Annotated in this window: 12 protein-coding genes; 4 read left to right on the top strand and 8 right to left on the bottom strand. The window is 69.1% G+C overall.

Annotated features, from left to right (window positions below; all coding sequences use genetic code 11):
- Nucleotides 1–52 precede the first annotated feature (52 nt).
- Genes AC3WLZ_RS01725 through AC3WLZ_RS01715 form a run of 3 tightly spaced genes read right to left on the bottom strand, consistent with a single transcriptional unit; the run spans nucleotide 53 to nucleotide 3,520 of the window.
- A complete protein-coding gene (locus tag AC3WLZ_RS01725) occupies nucleotides 53–1,408 on the bottom strand; it encodes an aldehyde dehydrogenase family protein (RefSeq protein WP_492468810.1) in 1,356 nt (451 codons plus the stop codon).
- A complete protein-coding gene (locus AC3WLZ_RS01720) occupies nucleotides 1,405–2,184 on the bottom strand; it encodes a gamma-glutamyl-gamma-aminobutyrate hydrolase family protein (RefSeq protein WP_492468808.1) in 780 nt (259 codons plus the stop codon). Before AC3WLZ_RS01720 ends, AC3WLZ_RS01725 begins: the two co-directional genes overlap by 4 nt.
- Nucleotides 2,165–3,520 carry a glutamine synthetase family protein gene (locus AC3WLZ_RS01715; RefSeq protein ID WP_492468806.1) on the bottom strand — a complete coding sequence of 452 codons (1,356 nt, stop codon included), beginning with the start codon at nucleotides 3,518–3,520 and terminating at the stop codon, nucleotides 2,165–2,167. The genes AC3WLZ_RS01720 and AC3WLZ_RS01715 overlap by 20 nt, the downstream gene beginning before the upstream one ends.
- Nucleotides 3,521–3,668: 148 nt before the next feature.
- Here AC3WLZ_RS01715 and AC3WLZ_RS01710 point away from each other — a divergent pair, with 148 nt between their 5' ends.
- On the top strand, nucleotides 3,669–5,201 hold the full coding sequence (locus AC3WLZ_RS01710; RefSeq protein ID WP_492468805.1) for an amino acid permease: 1,533 nt from the start codon (nucleotides 3,669–3,671) through the stop codon (nucleotides 5,199–5,201).
- A 53-nt stretch (nucleotides 5,202–5,254) separates the two neighbouring features.
- On the opposite strand, the gene AC3WLZ_RS01705 is transcribed toward AC3WLZ_RS01710, so the two are convergent.
- The 3 genes from AC3WLZ_RS01705 to AC3WLZ_RS01695 form a co-directional block, all read right to left on the bottom strand.
- A complete protein-coding gene (locus AC3WLZ_RS01705) occupies nucleotides 5,255–5,923 on the bottom strand; it encodes a hypothetical protein (protein WP_412923368.1) in 669 nt (222 codons plus the stop codon).
- 46 nt (nucleotides 5,924–5,969) lie between these two features.
- Nucleotides 5,970–6,479, bottom strand: coding sequence for an amino-acid N-acetyltransferase (locus AC3WLZ_RS01700; protein WP_492468803.1), 510 nt, complete (start codon nucleotides 6,477–6,479; stop codon nucleotides 5,970–5,972).
- A 197-nt stretch (nucleotides 6,480–6,676) separates the two neighbouring features.
- Nucleotides 6,677–9,202 (bottom strand): ATP-dependent Clp protease ATP-binding subunit, encoded by a 2,526-nt coding sequence (locus AC3WLZ_RS01695; RefSeq protein ID WP_412923366.1) that lies wholly within the window; start codon nucleotides 9,200–9,202, stop codon nucleotides 6,677–6,679.
- A 190-nt stretch (nucleotides 9,203–9,392) separates the two neighbouring features.
- On the opposite strand from AC3WLZ_RS01695, the gene AC3WLZ_RS01690 reads away from it, so the two are divergent.
- The 3 genes from AC3WLZ_RS01690 to AC3WLZ_RS01680 are packed head-to-tail and all read left to right on the top strand — an operon-like array spanning nucleotide 9,393 to nucleotide 10,851.
- Nucleotides 9,393–10,019, top strand: a complete 627-nt coding sequence (locus AC3WLZ_RS01690; protein ID WP_492468801.1) for a hypothetical protein — start codon at nucleotides 9,393–9,395, stop codon at nucleotides 10,017–10,019.
- Nucleotides 10,019–10,621 carry a hypothetical protein gene (locus AC3WLZ_RS01685; RefSeq protein ID WP_492468799.1) on the top strand — a complete coding sequence of 201 codons (603 nt, stop codon included), beginning with the start codon at nucleotides 10,019–10,021 and terminating at the stop codon, nucleotides 10,619–10,621. Before AC3WLZ_RS01690 ends, AC3WLZ_RS01685 begins: the two co-directional genes overlap by 1 nt.
- Nucleotides 10,618–10,851: a helix-turn-helix domain-containing protein gene (locus tag AC3WLZ_RS01680; protein ID WP_412923363.1), complete on the top strand. Its 234-nt coding sequence runs from the start codon at nucleotides 10,618–10,620 to the stop codon at nucleotides 10,849–10,851. The genes AC3WLZ_RS01685 and AC3WLZ_RS01680 overlap by 4 nt, the downstream gene beginning before the upstream one ends.
- A 610-nt stretch (nucleotides 10,852–11,461) precedes the next feature.
- Here AC3WLZ_RS01680 and AC3WLZ_RS01675 read toward each other — a convergent pair.
- Both AC3WLZ_RS01675 and AC3WLZ_RS01670 read right to left on the bottom strand, forming a co-directional pair.
- Nucleotides 11,462–12,391, bottom strand: a complete 930-nt coding sequence (locus AC3WLZ_RS01675) for a DUF559 domain-containing protein (protein ID WP_492468797.1) — start codon at nucleotides 12,389–12,391, stop codon at nucleotides 11,462–11,464.
- 91 nt (nucleotides 12,392–12,482) lie between these two features.
- A complete protein-coding gene (locus tag AC3WLZ_RS01670; RefSeq protein ID WP_492468796.1) occupies nucleotides 12,483–13,196 on the bottom strand; it encodes a hypothetical protein in 714 nt (237 codons plus the stop codon).
- Nucleotides 13,197–13,206: the final 10 nt, after the last annotated feature.

The following is a 13,206-nucleotide window of genomic DNA, read 5'->3' as shown; positions in this document are numbered from 1 at the left end:
GGACAAGGGGCGTCATAACGGGGACGAGGTTCGAGGGGCGGCAGGGGCGGGGTCACTCGGTGGCGTAGAAGACGTTCTTCGTCTCGGTGAAGTGCTCGGCGGCATCCGGCCCCAGCTCCCGGCCGAGGCCGGAGGCCTTCATGCCGCCGAAGGGCGTGGAGTACCGCACCGACGAATGCGAGTTCACTGACAACACCCCGCTGCGCACAGCCCGCGACACCCGGATGCCACGGCCGAGGTTCTCGGTCCAGATCGAGCCCGCGAGACCGTACGCGGTGTCGTTCGCGAGCCGGATGGCATCCGCTTCGTCGTCGAACGGCAGCACGGCGAGCACCGGACCGAACACCTCCTCGCGCGCGATGCGATCGTCGGGCTGCGCGAGCACGACCGCGGGGGCGAACCAGAAACCATCGCCCTCGGGCGCGGATCCGCGGAAGGCGACGCGGGCCTCATCGACGAAGCCCTGAACGGTGGAGCGATGGGATGCCGAGATGAGCGGCCCCATCTGGGTGTCCTCGTCGTGCGGGTCGCCGACCTTCCACGCCCGCACGGCGGGTTCGAGCAGCTCGAGGAAGCGGTCGTAGACGCTCCGCTCGACGAGGAGGCGGCTGCGCGCGCAGCAGTCCTGGCCGGCGTTGTCGAACACCGAACCCGGGACGCCCGCCGCGGCCCTCTCGAGATCGGCATCCGCGAACACGATATTGGCGCTCTTGCCGCCGAGCTCGAGAGTGACGGGCTTGAGCAGTTGGGCGCACCCGGCTGCGACCCCGGTGCCGACCTCGGTCGAGCCGGTGAACACGACCTTGTGCACGTCGGGGTGCGAAACGAAGCGCTGCCCCACGACCGAGCCCGAACCGACGATCACGCGGAACAGCCCCTCGGGCAGCCCCGCCTGGAGCGCCAGTTCGCCCAGCCGCAGCGCCGTCAGAGGAGTGAGCTCGGCGGGCTTCAGCACCACGGCGTTGCCCGCGGCGAGCGCCGGAGCGAAGCCCCACGCGGCGATCGTCATGGGGAAGTTCCACGGCACGATGATCCCGACGACGCCGTACGGCTCGTGGTACGTGACGTCGAGCCCTCCGGCGACGGGGATCTGCTGACCGATCAGGCGTTCGGGCGATCCGGCGTAGTAATTCAGCACCTGGGCGACGTGCTGCGCCTCCCACCGCGCCGACCCGATCGGGTGCCCCGAGTTCTGCACCTCGAGCGCGGCAAGCTCCTCGACGTGCTCTCCGACAACGCGGGCGAAAGACCGCAGCGCGTCGGCCCGCGCCACCGGGGGCAGTGCGGCCCAGGCCCGCTGGGCGCGCACGGCATCGGCGACGGCGGCGTCGACGTGCTCCACCTCGGCACGGGCGAGAGTCGTGATCGGCGCGCCGGTGGAGGGATCGGTGACGGTGAAGGTGCTCATGCGGGGACTCCCTGGTGCTGGGCGGAGGCACGGGCCACGCGGTGGGCTGCGGCGGCGGCGACGAGACCGAGGAACAGCCGCCGGTCCTCGGAGTTCTCCTCGGGATGCCACTGCACCGCGACGAGGTAGTCATCGCCGGCCGTTTCGACGGCCTGCACGAGTCCGTCGTCCGTCCGGGCCGTGACCCGCAGCCCCTCGCCCACGCGGTCGACGCCCTGATGGTGGTAGCTGTGCACGGCGAGGTCTCCGGCACCGACGAGGCCGGCGAGCCGGGTTCCGGCATCCACCTCGACGACGTTCTCGGCGAACACCCCGCCCCCGATCTTGTAGCGCTCGGTGCCGAGGACTTCGGGCAGGTGCTGGTGCAGCGTCCCGCCGAAGGCGACGTTGATGAGCTGCAGGCCGCGGCAGATCCCGAAGACCGGGATGCCGCGCTCCCGCGCCCCGGCCAGCAGTGCCAGCTCCCACGCGTCGCGGTCCGCGCGCGGAGGATCGGTGAGCGGGTGCCGTTCTCCGCCGTAGAGCTCGGGCTGCACGTCGAGCCCTCCGGTGAGGATGAGACCGTCGAGACCGTCGAGCACGGCGGCGGCCGCCTGCGCGGGTCGGGGCTGCGGGGGCAGCAGCACGGCGGTCGCACCCGAAGCGGTCACGGCGTCGAAGTACTGCTGCGGCAGGAAAGACGCGCGCACGTCCCAGACGCCCTGCGTCGCGCGCTCCAGGTAGGTGGTGAGACCCACCACCGGGGTCCGGGCGGGATCAGAGACGCTCGAAACCACGCACGCGCTCCCAGTCGGTCACGGCGGCGTCGAAGGCTTCCACCTCGATGCGCGCCTGGTTCAGGTAGTGCTCGACGACGTCGTCGCCGAAGGCCGCGCGGGCCACGGTCGACTCCGAGAACAGCTTCGCGGCGTCGCGGAGGGTCGTCGGCAGGGTGTCCACTCCGGCCGCGTACGCGTTGCCGGTGAGCGGCGCCGGCAGGGGCAGCTGCTGCTGTACCCCGTGGAGTCCCCCGGCGATGATGGCGGAGATCGCGAGGTACGGGTTGACGTCGCCACCGGGGACGCGGTTCTCGACGCGCAGCGAGGAGCCGTGGCCGACGACCCGCAGCGCGCACGTGCGGTTGTCGATGCCCCACGCGACGCCCGTCGGCGCGAACGACCCCTTGGCGTAGCGCTTGTACGAGTTGATCGTGGGGGCGTACAGCAGTGTGAACTCGCGCAGGGTGGCCAGGATGCCGGCGATCCAGTGCTCCATGAAGGGGCTGAAACCGTACTGCCCGTCGCCGGCCATGACGGGCTCGCCGTCCTCGCCGCGCACCGACAGGTGGATGTGGCAGCTGTTGCCCTCGCGCTGGTCGAACTTGGCCATGAAGGTCAGCGACTTGCCGTGCCGGTCGGCGATCTCTTTCGCGCCGTTCTTGTAGATCGTGTGGTTGTCGGCGGTCTCCAGCGCCTCGGCGTAGCGGAACGCGATCTCCTGCTGCCCGTCGTTGCACTCGCCCTTCACGCCCTCGCAGTACATTCCCGCGCCGTCCATGCCGCGGCGGATGTCGCGCAGCAGCGGCTCGAGCCGCGTCGTGGCGAGGAGGTTGTAGTCGACGTTGTAGTCGGTCGACGCGGTGAGCCCGGTGTACCCCTTGGCCCAGGCATCCCGGAACGAGTCGTCGAAGACGATGAACTCGAGCTCCGTTCCGACAAAGGCCGACAGCCCGTCGTTCGCCAGCCGCGCGCGCTGGGCGTTCAGGATGCCGCGCGGCGACTGCACCACGGCGGTGCGATCCTCCCACGCGAGGTCGGCCATGACCAGTGCCGTCCCCTCCTGCCACGGCACGCGGCGCAGCGTGTCGAGGTCGGGGAGGAGCAGCATGTCGCCGTAGCCCTTCTCCCAGCTCGACATCGCGTAGCCGTCGACGGTGTTCATGTCGACGTCGACGGACAGCAGGTAGTTGCACGCCTCGGCTCCGTGCGGCAGCACTTCGTCGCGCCAGAACCGGGCCGCGACGCGCTTGCCGACCAGACGCCCCTGCGCGTCGGGGAAGGCGACGACGACGGTGTCGATCTCGCCGGAGTCGATCGCGGCATCCAATTCTGCGGTGGTGAGATTGCCCGCCATGGTCTCCCTCTCGCCTGCTCGAGGCCCCCCGCGCTCGGAGGACGTAACGAGGAACTTACACGCCAAAGGTAGACAGGTCGACCAATAGAACGCCATGATTCTCCGCAAAGGCGCTCCCGAAGCCTGATCGCATATGTCTGGAGGCTCCATGTCCACCTCGAGCAGTTCTAAAAAAAAGGTCGCCGGGGCCACCTATACCGCGACCGACTCCACCTACTTCGAGAAGCGCACCCTGAAACGCTCGGCCGGCGTGTGGGGCCTGTGGGGCCTCGCCGTCGCCGCGGTGATCTCGGGCGACTTCTCCGGATGGAACTTCGGCATCGGCTTCGCCGGCTTCGGCGGGATGCTCATCGCCTTCGTCGTCCTCGTGGTCATGTACTACGGCCTGACGTTCTCGATCGGCGAGATGGCCGCCGCGATGCCGCACACGGGCGGCGCCTACTCGTTCGCGCGCTCCGCGATGGGGCCGTGGGGAGGTCTGGCGACGGGCCTCGCCGAGACCATCGAGTACGTCGCGACGACCGCCGTCGTCGTGTACTTCTCGGGGCAGTACGCCGATTCGGCGCTCGAACTCCTCACCGGCGTCAGCCTGCCTCCGTTCCTCTGGTGGCTCATCCTCTACGCGGTGTTCATCGCCCTGAACGCCGCCGGCGCCAACATCTCGTTCGTCTTCGCGATCGTCGTCTCGGTCATCTCGATCGGCATCATCGTGGTGTTCGGCATCATGGCGCTGGCCAGCGGAGCGTTCGACTGGGGCTCGCTGTGGGACATCGCGCCGGACCCCGGCCAGTCGGAGTTCCTGCCCTTCGGCGTCGGATCGATCCTGCTCGCCCTCCCCTTCGCGATGTGGTTCTTCCTCGGCATCGAGGAGCTGCCCCTGGCCGCGGAAGAATCGCACGAGCCGGCCCGCGACATCCCTCGCGCGGGACTGTGGGCCCGCGGCACGCTCATCATCACCGGTCTCATCGTGCTGTTCCTCAACACCGGCGTCCTCGGATCGGATGCCACCGGTCAGTCGCTCGAGCCGCTGCTCGACGGATTCCGCGCGATGGTCGGCGACCAGGCCGCGGCGCTCCTGTCGCTGCTCGCCCTCATCGGTCTGCTCGCTTCGCTCATGGGCATCATGTTCGCGTACGGACGCAACATGTACTCGCTGTCGCGCGCGGGGTACTACCCGCGGTGGCTGTCGCTCACCGGCGCCCGGAAGACCCCGTGGGTCGCGCTCGTCTTCGGCGCGGTGCTCGGCTTCCTCGCGCTCGTGGTCGTCCAGGCGGCGGGTGGGGATGCCAGCCCCGCCGGCGCCATCGTGCTGAACATCGCCGTGTGGGGCGCGGTCGTGGCGTACTTCCTGCAGATGGTGTCGTTCATCGTGCTGCGGCGGAAGTTTCCCAACGCCCTCCGCCCGTACAAGAGCCCGTGGGGGCTGTTCGGCGCCTACTCGGCGGCGATCATCGCGGCGATCGTGTTCTTCGGTCTGCTGCTCAACCCGGCGTATCTCCCCGCGATCGTCGCGATCATCGTGGTGTACGCGGTCATCTTCATCGGCTTCGCGATCTACGGACGCCACCGGCTCGTGCTCTCCCCCGAGGAGGAGTACGCCCTGTCCGGCGGCCTGCACCGCGACCCGAAGGAAGAGGGCTACGACGCGATGGAGGGCGAGGTCTTCGGCGAGAAGCGCTGACGGCAGAGGGGCGGATGCCACTGGCATCCGCCCCTCTTCGCGTCCGCGCGGGGTCAGCGCAGGATGAACGATGCGGTCCCCGTCGAGGGGATGCCGCCGATCGACACGCTCAAGTGGTAGGTGGCGCCGCCGCCGGGGGCGAACGGCCGCTCACCCTGGCACGACGACACCGACGAGCGCGTGCGGTCCCACGTCAGCGGAGCGGCGCTGGTGACCTGTTGCCCGGCCGCGAGCGTGACATCCATGTCGCTCGGCTCGGACTGGCAGTCGGTCGAACGCCACCAGACGTCGGAACCGCTGGTGATCGTGAACGACTGGGCACTCGTGCCGACGTTCATCGTGCACGGGTTCGTCGAGGTGTTGGTCAGGCGGATCGACAGCTGAGGGTTCTCGCCCTGGCCGTACTCGCCCTTGTCGGTGAGCGCTTCGACCGTGATGTCGGCGGGGCTGCACTCGACGGGTCCGGCCGGTGCGGTCGGCGTCGGGGTGCTCGACGGCGTCGGCGACTCCGCCGGCGCGGAGGGCGTCGTCGGTGCTGACGGCACCGGCGTCGCAGAGCTCGCCACGGTCGACGGCTCGGCCGTGGGGGCGGAACGCCACGGCGGTGCCGCGACGAGCCACACGACGAGGCCGATCACGAGCAGCGCGAGGAGCACGGCGGCGAGGCGGCGACGTCGGTAGACCGCCGGGGATTGCCGCCGCCTGCGGGGGGCATCGGTCATCGTTCCAGCGTAGGCGGCGAGGCTGAGCGGCCGCGCCACGCCGCGCTCAGAGCTGCTTGAGCATGCGCGTGTTGCCGAGGGTGTTGGGCTTGACGTGCGCGAGGTCGAGGAATTCCGCGACGCCCTCGTCAGGGCTGCGGACCAGCTGCGAATACACGTCGGGATCGACGACCTGCTCGCCGATGGGGGCGAAGCCGCGGCGCGTGAAGAAATCGACCTCGAACGTGAGGCAGAACAGCCGCGAGACGCCCAGCGCCCGCGCGTTCTCCTCGAGCACCTCGACGATCTGGCGGCCCACGCCGTGATGCAGCCAGTCGTCGTGCACGATGAGCGTGCGGATCTCGCCGAGGTCCTCCCACATGACGTGGAGCGCCCCGCATCCGATGACCTCGCCGTCGACCTCGGCGACGACGAACTGCTGCACCGACCCGTAGAGCACCACGAGATCCTTGCCGAGCAGAATGCGCTTCTGCACGAACGGCTCGAGCAGCTCGTGGATACGTCGGACGTCGCTGGTCCCGGCGGGGCGGACGACGAACGGCGCGGCAGCGGTCATCGTCCCAGCGTACGACGAGGGTCCGGATGCCACGGCCTCCACCGCCGAGATCACCCGCGGTCGTCGAGATCACCGCCGTGCGGGCCGGATCGGCGGTCATCTCGGCGAGGGCGGGTCATCTCGGCACACGGCGCCCCGGCCGGAGACAGAACGAGGGCCCGGATGCCATGGCATCCGGGCCCTCGTGTCGTTACGCGTCAGCTGCCGGCGACGATGTCAGGCGTAGCCGAGATCTCCCCGGCCGTGCCGACACCGATGGCGACCTTGTCGCCGCGGGGGCTGGTCTCGAACGTGAACTGTCCGTTCTCGACGGCGACCTTGACGTGGTCGCCCGCCTCGAGCTCGCCGTGCAGGATCTTCTCGCTGAGTCGATCCTCGACCTCGCGCTGCATGGCGCGACGCAGCGGACGAGCACCGAGGGTCGGGTCGAATCCGATCTCGATGAGCTTGTCCTTCGCGTCGTCCGACAGCTCCACGGTCATGTCGCGGTCGAGCAGACGGTCGGCGAGGCGCTTCACGAACAGCCCGACGATCTGGCGGAGCTCGTCCTTGTTCAGCTGCGGGAAGACGATGACGTCATCGACGCGGTTGAGGAACTCGGGCTTGAAGTGGCGCTTCAGCTCTTCGTCGACCTTGCCCTTCATCCGCTCGTACGACGTCTGCGCGCTGCCCTCGACCTGGAAGCCGACCGGACCACCGGCGATCGCCGACGAACCGAGGTTCGTGGTCATGATGATCACGGTGTTCTTGAAGTCGACGACGCGGCCCTGACCGTCGGTCAGACGACCCTCTTCGAGGATCTGCAGGAGCGAGTTGAAGATGTCGGGGTGGGCCTTCTCGATCTCGTCGAAGAGCACGACCGAGAACGGCTTGCGGCGCACCTTCTCGGTGAGCTGGCCGCCCTCTTCGAACCCGACGAATCCGGGAGGGGCACCGAACAGACGCGAGACGGTGTGCTTCTCACCGAACTCCGACATGTCGAGGGAGATCAGCGCACCCTCGTCGTCGAAGAGGAACTCGGCGAGCGCCTTGGCCAGCTCGGTCTTTCCGACGCCCGTGGGGCCGGCGAAGATGAACGAGCCCGAGGGACGCTTGGGGTCCTTGAGGCCCGCGCGCTGACGACGGATCGTGCGCGAGAGAGCCGCGATCGCCTCTTCCTGGCCGATGACCCGCTGGTGCAGGGCCTTCTCCATGAACATGAGGCGGCTGGACTCTTCCTCGGTGAGCTTGAACACCGGGATGCCGGTCGCCTGGGCGAGCACCTCGGCGATCAGACCCTCGTCGACCACCGCGTGGGAGGCGACGTCACCGGAGCGCCACTGCTTCTCGAGGCGCAGGCGCTCGGCGAGCAACGACTTCTCCTCGTCGCGCAGAGCGGCGGCCTTCTCGAAGTCCTGCTCCTCGGAGGCGAACTCCTTCTGCTCCCGGACCTTGGCGATCTTCTCGTCGAACTCGCGCAGCTCCGGCGGGCTCGACAGGATCGACAGACGCAGGCGCGCGCCGGCCTCGTCGATCAGGTCGATGGCCTTGTCGGGCAGGAACCGGTCGCTGATGTAACGGTCGGCGAGGTTCGCCGCGGCGACGATCGCGCCGTCCGTGATCTGCACCTTGTGGTGGGCCTCGTAGCGGTCGCGCAGCCCCTTCAGGATGTTGATCGCGTGGGGCAGGCTCGGCTCGGCGACCTGGATCGGCTGGAAGCGGCGCTCGAGGGCGGCATCCTTCTCGAAGTGCTTGCGGTACTCGTCGAGCGTGGTGGCACCGATGGTCTGGAGCTCACCGCGGGCGAGGAGGGGCTTGAGGATGGATGCCGCGTCGATCGCACCCTCGGCGGCACCGGCCCCCACGAGGGTGTGGATCTCGTCGATGAAGACGATGATGTCGCCGCGCGTGCGGATCTCCTTGGTGACCTTCTTGAGGCGCTCCTCGAAGTCACCGCGGTAGCGGGAACCGGCGATGAGCGAACCGAGGTCGAGCGAGTAGACCTGCTTGTCCTTCAGCGTCTCGGGCACGTCGCCCTTGACGATGGCCTGCGCGAGGCCCTCGACGACCGCCGTCTTTCCGACACCGGGCTCACCGATGAGGACGGGGTTGTTCTTCGAGCGACGCGAGAGGATCTGCATGACCCGTTCGATCTCCTTCTCGCGCCCGATCACGGGGTCGAGCTTGTTGTCGCGCGCGGCCTGCGTGAGGTTGCGGCCGAACTGGTCGAGCACGGCCGAGCCGCCCTGGGCAGCGCCCTGGCTCTGCTCCCCGGCGCCGGAGGCGACGCCCGCCGGCTCCTTGCCCTGGTAACCCGAGAGCAGCTGGATGACCTGCTGGCGGACCTTGTTCAGGTCGGCGCCGAGCTTGACGAGCACCTGGGCGGCGACGCCCTCGCCTTCGCGGATCAGGCCGAGCAGGATGTGCTCCGTGCCGATGTAGTTGTGGCCGAGCTGCAGCGCTTCGCGCAGGGACAGCTCCAGCACCTTCTTCGCGCGCGGCGTGAAGGGGATGTGACCGGTCGGCTGCTGCTGACCCTGGCCGATGATGTCCTGCACCTGCTCGCGCACGGCGTCGAGCGAGATGCCGAGGGACTCGAGCGCCTTGGCGGCGACACCTTCTCCCTCATGGATGAGGCCGAGGAGAATGTGCTCGGTCCCGATGTAATTGTGGTTGAGCATCTTCGCCTCTTCTTGGGCGAGCACAACCACGCGACGGGCACGGTCGGTGAATCTCTCGAACATCCTCAGTCCCTCCAGGAATGGGCTGACAGGCACGCCTCCGCGCGCCGTACATCGAGAGTAACCAGCGGCCGGATGCCGCGGACCCGTGTTCGCCGTGGGCATACCCGCGACGGTGCGGGGCTTGCATCACACATCGATGATCGATAACTTATCGAAAGTCAATAACAACGATCATCGATAAGGAGTCGTCATGGTATCCCCCCGCCCGACCACCCGCGCCCTCTCGCGCGGCGACACCGTCAGCCTGCTGCTCTTCCTCGTCGCCGGGGTCGGACTCGCCGTCTGGGCCGTCGTGCAGAGCGTCGCGACCATCGTCCAGGCCCTCCCCAATCGCGACGTCCGGGTCGCGATGCCGTTCCTCGACACGGCGGCGGAGGCCCCGCTCGGCCCCGACGGTGCGCCCGTCCCGGTGGAGCTCGGCGCGGGCGCGATCGTCGCCCCCGAGCTCCCGGTCGCGTCCCTGTGGGCACTCGTGATCGCGGAGGTGCTGTTCGCGGTGGTGGTCGTGACCGTGGTGGCCCTCCTGTTGACGTTGACGATCGGCATCCTCCGCGGACAGATCTTCAGCAGACGCAACACCGCGATCGTCACGACCGCCGGGACGGTCACCCTCGTCGGCCTGGCCGGCGTGCCGTTCTTCCAGAACATGGTCGCCAACGGCGCTCTCGCCCGGATCTCGGACTACACCTACGACCGGGGACCCGTGCAGGTCATCGATCTGCCCGTGCTGCTGGGGGCGGCGTTCGTCGCCGCGGTCGCCGGCACGGTGTTCTCGGTCGGCGACCGCCTGCAGCGCGACACGGAAGGACTCGTCTGATGAGCACGCCCGCGTGGGTGTCCGCCCGCATGGAGCGCGGCATCCTCCTGCTGTTCATCGCGGCCGGTGTGGTGATGGGGTTCGCGCTCGCCCTGCCCGGGATCCGGTCGGCGGTGGGCATCGCGACGGGAGCGGGCGGCTTCAGCCTGCTGACCGACGCCACCGTCGTGACGACGCCGGGCGCACCGATCACGGCGCGCTACGAGTCGGCGTGGGTGATCACCGACGAGTTGGGCTCGGGTGCGCGCACCCTGCTCGTTCTCGGCGCGGCCGCGGGTGCGCTGACGACGTTCCTCACCGTCGGGTCCGTAATGCTCTTCTTCCTCCTGCTGCTGTGGAGACGTCCGTTCCACCGCGCTCTGGTCGTCGCGACACGGGTGGCGGGGGCCTCGCTGCTCATCGGTGGCATCCTGTCTGCCGGACTGGGCGGTCTCGGCCGAATGATGGCCGCCGACGAGTTGAACCCGGCGGCCGGGGACGTCTTCGTCATCGGGTCGTCGTTCGATCCGGCATGGGCTCTCGTGGGTCTCGGCGTCCTCGCCCTCTCCGTGGTCTTCTCCTACGGCATCCGTCTGCAGCGCGACACGGAAGGACTCGTGTGAGCCCCGCGACCGAGGACGACGGCCCCAGCGGCATCCACTGCCGACTCGACGAACTGCTCGCCGAGCGAGGCATGACACTCACCCGGCTGAGCGAGCTGGTCGGGGTGAGCATCGTGAACCTGTCCGTGCTGAAGAACGACCGCGCCCGCGCAATCCGCTACTCCACCCTCGCGGCGATCTGCCGAGCCCTCGACTGCGAGGTCGGCGACCTGTTGGTGGTGCAGGGATAGCGTCCTGTCGGTGGTGCCGGGATCGCGTCCTGTTGGTGGTGCCGGCGCAGCGTCGCCGTGCACCCGTCGCCACCGTGGGTCGCGCCAAGTTGCACGACCCTAGGCCGCGGGCAGCACTTTGCCGCGACTGAGGCGGGGTGGCGCCGCGGCAATGGCCTTCGGTCGCGCCAGGTTGCACGACCGAACAGCGTCAACGACACTTTCGCGCGACCGAGACGAGTGACCGAGTCTCATTGCCACCGGTGCGTCTGCGCGACACGCGTCGCCACTACGGTCGTGCAACCTGGCGCGATCGAACCGCGAGCGCAACGCATTGCCGCGACCATGACACGACGGACGCCAAAGGGGGCCCGTTCAGTCGTGCAATTTGGCGCGACCAAACCACGAGCGCAACGCATTGCCGCGACCATGACACGACGGACGCCAAAGGGGGCCGTTCAGTCGTGCAATCTGGCGCGACCAAACCACGAGCGCAACGCATTGCCGCGACCATGACACGACGGACGCCAAAGGGGGCCCGTTCAGTCGTGCAATTTGGCGCGACCAAACCACGAGCGCAACCCTCTGCCGCGACCGAAGGCGACGGAGCGAACACCCGACGTGTGGGAGGTCAGAGGCGACGCTCGTCGAGTGCTCGCCGAACGCGTCGGACGAAGGCATCCGGATGCCGAAACACGTCGTCCGCAGTCACCCGGATGACACGCCAGCCGAGGTCGGCGAGTCGTTCGATCCGTTCGATGTCGCGACGCCATTGCGCCGGGCTCGTGAGGTGATGCTCGCCCTCGTATTCGAGCGCCAGGCGCTCGGCTTCGAACGCGAGGTCTACGCGAGCGACGAGATCACCGGCGTCGTCGACGATCTCGAACGCCGGAGTCGGCTCGGGCAGTCCGGCGTCGACCACGAGGAGCCTCGTCCAGGTCTCGGGGCGAGAAGATGCACCGTTGCGGATCCGGGGCAACGCGCGACGCAGGTCTTCGGCCTTCACTCGACGCCCCGCGGACAGTGCCCGCCCCAACTGATCGACTGTCGCCAGCGCCCCGGGGTCGTTGGGGTGCTGGGGTTGTCTCACCAGCGCGTCTCCGACGGCGACCAGGTCGTACGAGTGGGTAAGGTCCCCGGCCAGCTGGACCCACGTGGACGCAGGCGAACTCACTCGGACGCCGAATTGCGGATGATCCCAGACGTGAACCCCGGACCCGCGCACCGAATGCCCCCGAACTCCACGCCCTTCCGGCGCGCGCCGCGGGAAGATGACGGACACGTCGACGGGACGCAACGCCGCCAGCGGTCCGGGCAGGGGAAGTCCCCACACGACCGCGGCACTGCGGTGACTGATGAACGCATACGGGGACATTCGGGTGGCGTACGCGAGGACGGCATCCAGATGTTCCCCGGCACCGGTCTCGAGACGCGACCGCACCCCGTGGAACGGTCGATCCAGGCGTCGCGACCGCAGAAGCCCCGGAGTCGCTCCGAGTTCGAGCGCTTGCCGCACGCTGAATCGCGGCCCGAGCTCGGGCGGCAAGCGACGCGGATCCATCTGTCGAGCGTGCCCTGTCGAGTGCAACCCGTGGCGCCGCGGCAGCCTCTCTTGGGGAGAACTCCTCCCCTTACCGCGATGGGGAGGAGCGTCAACGGTTGCCGAGCACGGGAACCGGGCCGTCCGACGCGACGTTGCCGCCCGAGAGCCTCAGCTCGACGGAGCCGTTGCCCACGATCCCCGTGAGGTCGGCGAGAGTCACGCGCGGAGCGAGGTCCATGGTGCAGACCTGGTCGGCGGGCGGTTCGGCGAAGGTGACCGTGGCCCCTGCGTCCGAGGAGGTCACGGCTTCGAGCTGAGGGCGGCATCCGGAACTGCCCCACGTCAGGATCGCGGCGAGATCGCCACCGACCCACCCGGCGCTCGGCCCGAACTCCGCGACGGGCGCCGGAGACGTCGCCAGGCCCGCGAGCGACGTCGCCCCGGCGACGGCGCCGGTCACGACGATGTCGAGATCCTGCGTCGGGTCGACACCCGACGGCAGCGCAACGTATGTCGCACGCGGCGCCATGTCGCGCGTGCACGGACCATCGGTGACGTCGACGAGGTCGACGGTCAGCGTCGTGCCCGAGATCGAGGGATCCGCGGCGACCGGCACGCACGACGAACTGCCCAGGGTCACGACCGCGACACCGCGGCCCGCGTCGAGCCACCCCGCGTCGACCTCTGACGACGCGCTCGGCGACGTGGCATCCGGGGTCTCATCCTCGGTGGGAACGGAGCCGGTACCCGTCCCACAGCCGACGAGCACCCCGACCGACAGGATGCCGAGGCCCATCAGGACGGGCAGGGAACGTCGGACCATGGATGCCTCC

This window comes from Microbacterium sp. FW305-3-2-15-F-LB2 (genome assembly GCF_058787255.1).
Note: the sequence above shows the minus strand (reverse complement) of the source record. Positions and strands in the feature narration are given on the sequence as shown.

Bases quoted from the DNA above. Each gene is read 5' to 3' on its own strand.
- AC3WLZ_RS01725 (WP_492468810.1), bottom strand. From the start codon at position 1,408: ATGAGCACCTTCACCGTCACCGATCCCTCCACCGGCGCGCCGATCACG.
- AC3WLZ_RS01715 (WP_492468806.1), bottom strand. From the start codon at position 3,520: ATGGCGGGCAATCTCACCACCGCAGAATTGGATGCCGCGATCGACTCC.
- AC3WLZ_RS01710 (WP_492468805.1), top strand. From the start codon at position 3,669: ATGTCCACCTCGAGCAGTTCTAAAAAAAAGGTCGCCGGGGCCACCTAT.
- AC3WLZ_RS01705 (WP_412923368.1), bottom strand. From the start codon at position 5,923: ATGACCGATGCCCCCCGCAGGCGGCGGCAATCCCCGGCGGTCTACCGA.
- AC3WLZ_RS01700 (WP_492468803.1), bottom strand. From the start codon at position 6,479: ATGACCGCTGCCGCGCCGTTCGTCGTCCGCCCCGCCGGGACCAGCGAC.
- AC3WLZ_RS01695 (WP_412923366.1), bottom strand. From the start codon at position 9,202: ATGTTCGAGAGATTCACCGACCGTGCCCGTCGCGTGGTTGTGCTCGCC.
- AC3WLZ_RS01690 (WP_492468801.1), top strand. From the start codon at position 9,393: ATGGTATCCCCCCGCCCGACCACCCGCGCCCTCTCGCGCGGCGACACC.
- AC3WLZ_RS01685 (WP_492468799.1), top strand. From the start codon at position 10,019: ATGAGCACGCCCGCGTGGGTGTCCGCCCGCATGGAGCGCGGCATCCTC.
- AC3WLZ_RS01675 (WP_492468797.1), bottom strand. From the start codon at position 12,391: ATGGATCCGCGTCGCTTGCCGCCCGAGCTCGGGCCGCGATTCAGCGTG.
- AC3WLZ_RS01670 (WP_492468796.1), bottom strand. From the start codon at position 13,196: ATGGTCCGACGTTCCCTGCCCGTCCTGATGGGCCTCGGCATCCTGTCG.